We start from the raw sequence: 2591 nt of genomic DNA on the forward strand, positions 1-2591 counted from the left end.
GTTTATTGATGAAGGATATTTCTTCAAAAGACAATGCTGCACGATGGGTTATGTCTCAGCTTTCTGATGAGCAGAAATTCGTATTGCAGCGACTTATACAGGAATATAGAGGGGAAATCGGCAAACAAAATTGGCAAGAGGAGCATTATGCTTTGCAGCCTATTGTCAATTTTTTGAGTTCAAAAATTGAAGAGCAGTTTGAGCAGAAAAGAAATCTGATCACATAATAATTTTTTTTTTGGGGATTTATGTATTGGCTTTGTATGAACTACGCAACGTTCGCTGAAGCGATTGTAAATAGCTTCAGGCAGGCTGCATCTACCGCCAGTGGCTACAGTCTGCTTACACCCTCAGATTTTTTTGTGAACGGCTGGAAGATCGTCCAAGAGATTTTAAACTCGGTAAGTGCTTGGTCGCCTATTGATTCATTGGGGATGCTGATTGCTTCAATCATTATCATGATTGCATTTGCCTTGATTTGTGCGTTCTTGGTTTTGGCGTTGGTTGAAATGTATATCGTGGTGTCAGCTAGTGTCTTAATGATGGGGTTTGCAGGTTCGCAATGGACGAAAGACTATGCCTTGAAAACTATTCAATATGCTGTTTCAGTCGGTGCAAAAATATTTATCTTACAATTGATTGCAGGTCTTGGACTTACTTTTATCCAAGAGTGGGCTACGGGCTTTAATGTTGAAGACAATGTAAGTTTGGTGGGTATGATTGGCTGTAGTGTGGTACTGCTGGCATTAACCAAAATTGTGCCTGATATGCTCCAAGGTGTGATTAACGGTTCATCTATTGGAAGTGGTGCTGCTTTAACTTCTGCCCTACGTGCTGTGGCTGCTGCGACAGCTGGCGCTGCTGCTGGTGCAGCTGGTGCGTCTATGGCTACAAAAGGCGCTGGAGCGTTGGCAAGTGAACAGCTTAAAACGGCTCAAGCAACTGGCACAGGCCCATCGAGTGCAATGGGTAAAGCTGGTTTTATGGCTGGTAATATGGCCATGAATATGAGTTCTGCTTTAAAAAGTGACCTTGGTAGTCGTTTAAGTGGTTCTACGACTGGTGGACGTATGGCTGGCTCGATGATGAATAAAGCAAACGAGCTACGGTCAAAACGATCTAAAAGCAATCAGGATGAAAACACTATCTCATAGGGCGAGACAGATTTTTTCTGATTATTCGCATTTGTTTAGTTGTTGTTTTATACGCTCAATCCTTGTAATAAGACCATCCACACAACTTTGATGACGTTCATAAAGTGGGTGGTCTTTATTCTGCCAGTTATCCAATATTTCTTTGGCTTCGATGTACTCTTGTTCTAGTTTGTATAGTTGACCTTTCAGTCCAAAATTATCTTTATTCCAGATAGCTAATAGCTCGGTTTCACTTAGTTTTGATAAATCAGTCATTAGTAATACTCCCATTTAACCTTTAAAATCTGTTTCTGTTCGCAATGCCTTGAATATGCGTTTTGCCGTTTCTTCTCGCACACTGGACGGGTCACGTAAAATATTGGCAATCCATATTGCAAATGCTTGATAGTCCTTATTCCCTGCTAGGTCGCTGATACTGTGGACTTTAGACAATACTGAGCTATAAGTATTTATCTGACTGTCTGACAAGTTGCAGAACATATCAACCGTGCTTGGATCTCGTTCATGGTTGATTGTTTTAGGCTTGGATTTCTGTTTAAAGCTGAATGAAAACCCAATGATTGAACGTCCTCGCTTATGTCGCTCGTATTATGCATTAATGTCGGTATGGTCGTTAATTTGTTGAATAGCAGGCTCTAATACTCGTCTTTTAAACGATTCCATCCGTTGATGCTCTGTGTCCAATACACCAAGTCTTGACCTCAATTCCTTAGTTTCAAGCATTGATACTTTCCCAGTGCTACGCCATGCAATTAGTAGTTCATATAAACGTATGGCATAGGCACTCGTTAGGCTACTTACCTGCTCCAGTTCATAACTGGTGAAATGCTTCTCTAGGTTGGTGATCAGTGGCACAACATCATCTGAAAACCTGATACGGACAAGGGCTTCATTTTCAACATAGGACACACGCTGTACCCATCGGCTCATAACATTCTCAAGATTGCCTTTAGCCGTTAATTTTTGGTAACTAAAGCGACGCTCAAACAAGTTTTTGCAAGCATCCTTTAAGACTTTGTAGGCGGTGTTTCTATGGACATTGAAATGGTTAATGTAGCTTTCTGCATGGATAGTTAAATCACGGTCACTAGGGATATTAGACTCCCTCGCCTCCAGTATTGCTAAAAGGATTAGGCGTTGTTCTGCAAGGTCTAAATTATAACTGGCATTGATCAGCGCATTATCCTTAACGACTAGGTCTTTTTTCATACATAGCAACTTATTCGAATTTTGTTGTTATAGCAACATTATATAACAATGTTGTAATATGCAAGATAAACGTTGCTATATTGCAAGATAAACGTTGCTATATTGCAAGATAAACGTTGCTATATTGCAAGATAAACGTTGCTATATAAAGTCTGAAACCATTGCTATATAAGGATTTCAGTCACCCTAAAAATTAAAAAAAATAAAAAAATTAAAAAAGAGGGGAGG

The 2591-nt window shown here is 39.9% G+C and carries 4 protein-coding genes and 1 pseudogene; 2 read left to right on the forward strand and 3 right to left on the reverse strand.

Features of this window, described 5'->3' with window-relative positions:
- Together ACFW0C_RS09695 and trbL are read left to right on the forward strand one after the other, a co-directional pair.
- On the forward strand, positions 1–227 hold a 227-nt coding region (locus ACFW0C_RS09695; RefSeq protein WP_378107036.1), incomplete at its 5' end, for an aminoglycoside adenylyltransferase domain-containing protein.
- 18 nt (positions 228–245) lie between these two features.
- Positions 246–1154, forward strand: a pseudogene (trbL, locus tag ACFW0C_RS09700) (P-type conjugative transfer protein TrbL); the annotation flags it as partial.
- Positions 1155–1175: 21 nt separating this feature from the next.
- Here the strand turns inward: trbL and ACFW0C_RS09705 are convergent.
- The 3 genes from ACFW0C_RS09705 to repM form a co-directional block, all read right to left on the reverse strand.
- Positions 1176–1409 carry a hypothetical protein gene (locus ACFW0C_RS09705; protein WP_065996352.1) on the reverse strand — a complete coding sequence of 78 codons (234 nt, stop codon included), beginning with the start codon at positions 1407–1409 and terminating at the stop codon, positions 1176–1178.
- A 15-nt stretch (positions 1410–1424) separates the two neighbouring features.
- Positions 1425–1586, reverse strand: a complete 162-nt coding sequence (locus ACFW0C_RS09710; RefSeq protein WP_378107038.1) for a hypothetical protein — start codon at positions 1584–1586, stop codon at positions 1425–1427.
- Between the two features lie 156 nt (positions 1587–1742).
- Positions 1743–2363 (reverse strand): replication initiation protein RepM, encoded by a 621-nt coding sequence (repM, locus tag ACFW0C_RS09715; RefSeq protein WP_378107040.1) that lies wholly within the window; start codon positions 2361–2363, stop codon positions 1743–1745.
- Positions 2364–2591: the final 228 nt, after the last annotated feature.

Origin of the sequence: Aerococcus sp. NPDC058936 (genome assembly GCF_042741995.1) — a bacterium.
Lineage (GTDB): Bacteria > Bacillota > Bacilli > Lactobacillales > Aerococcaceae > Aerococcus.

Excerpts from the sequence above, each read along its gene's own strand:
- ACFW0C_RS09705 (WP_065996352.1), bottom strand. The coding sequence starts at position 1,409 with ATGACTGATTTATCAAAACTAAGTGAAACCGAGCTATTAGCTATCTGG.
- repM (WP_378107040.1), bottom strand. The coding sequence starts at position 2,363 with ATGAAAAAAGACCTAGTCGTTAAGGATAATGCGCTGATCAATGCCAGT.